Origin of the sequence: Pseudomonas tremae (assembly GCF_001401155.1) — a bacterium.
GTDB classification, from domain to species: Bacteria; Pseudomonadota; Gammaproteobacteria; order Pseudomonadales; family Pseudomonadaceae; genus Aquipseudomonas; species Aquipseudomonas tremae.
On the sequence record NZ_LJRO01000226.1, the window covers coordinates 1 to 1,317 of the forward strand.

Genomic DNA, 1,317 nt, shown 5'->3' on the forward strand with positions numbered 1-1,317 from the left:
ACTTTTTCTCAAGCGCAACACGCTCGTCGATACTCATTACGACCGGACGGAAAATATCGTCGGCGGCCGTAGAGACATTTACGACACGGGTTTTGTCCAACGGCAGCAGCGACAACGCTTCTTCTCGAGCGAACTCGGAAATGGACAGCAGCAGGCCGTAGTCTTTGAAGTCTTCCACCTTGCTTAGGTAGTGCTTTTTGTAAGCGGGGTTGCCATCCAGATATTGCTTGGGGCTGACCAAGGGGATCAGGTCATACAGTGTCGAACTAACCAGTGCTCTGTTATCCAGCAGCGGGCTGCCGATGACCGCATCATCGCCATAACCCTCAACGGCACTGGTCACATGCACTACGTCAGGCTCAAGGTCACTGATACAGGCTTGACGAATCTGCTGCGCCACTTCTCTTCTGGCATTGTTGGCTGGATCGTGGCTACCCACTGGTCCTTGGGCATACCACACCCGGATATGGCTTTGAGGAAGCAGTCCCGCGAAGGCGGCTCGAATATTTTCGATACTCTCGTCCAGCATGCCGTTGAGCACCAGATAAACTTCGTGGTCCCCACGGTTACGCACTATCCCCAACGCCAGAGAAAGACTGTAACGGCCAATGCCGCGGAATCGGCTTTCGGTTTGTGCGCCCTGCATGTCAATTACGATACGCATTATTTCTGGCCCTTCATGATGGCTTCCCTGAGGGCATTCTCGATCGTGCGGCCTCGCTGGGTCAGTGGTGCGTGATCAATCACGCCGTGCTGTAGATCACTGGCAACTGTTTCAGGCGCAGGGTTCAGAGTGGCCTGGTGCATGTTGCTCAGCTTGGAATGCAGCCATGGGTTGCATTTCAGGATCGCCAGAACCGGGCGTTCGATAAGGGGTCTGCGCGCAAGCCATAGGCGGGCATGGGGCACACTGCGACGTAGTACCTGGCTGAAGGTCGACCGACTGGTACGGAATGGCAAATAGATAACACGGGCGGCGAAGCGCAATGGGGCAGTAATGCGCCAGGACGTGCTGCGGTGTATCGCTGTCAGTTGTTGCTCGTAGGCCGTAGCGCGAAGCCACCAATGGTGCGCATTGCCCAACGATGCGTTGAGTTGAGCATTAATATCGTCCAAGTGCGCCTGCGCATGTGCCTGGGCCTGTGCTTGCTCGACCTGCCCTTGGGTCAATGTGTGCTGCGTCAAATGCTCAAGCCGGATCTGGAGTTGCTCGATGACTGAAAATGCTTCATCAAGACGGGTTTCGGCCCCCTTCACATTGCCGAGCGTGTTTTCCTGCAGCAATTGCACGGTGTGAAAACGCGACTCGGCCAGATC

General features: G+C 55.7%; 2 pseudogenes. Both read right to left on the minus strand.

The features are described from left to right. Nucleotides 1–664: pseudogene (locus ALO43_RS15575) on the minus strand (glycosyltransferase family 4 protein); the annotation flags it as partial. Continuing rightward, nucleotides 664–1,317, minus strand: a pseudogene (locus ALO43_RS30745) (class I SAM-dependent methyltransferase); the annotation flags it as partial. The pseudogenes ALO43_RS30745 and ALO43_RS15575, both read right to left, overlap by 1 nt.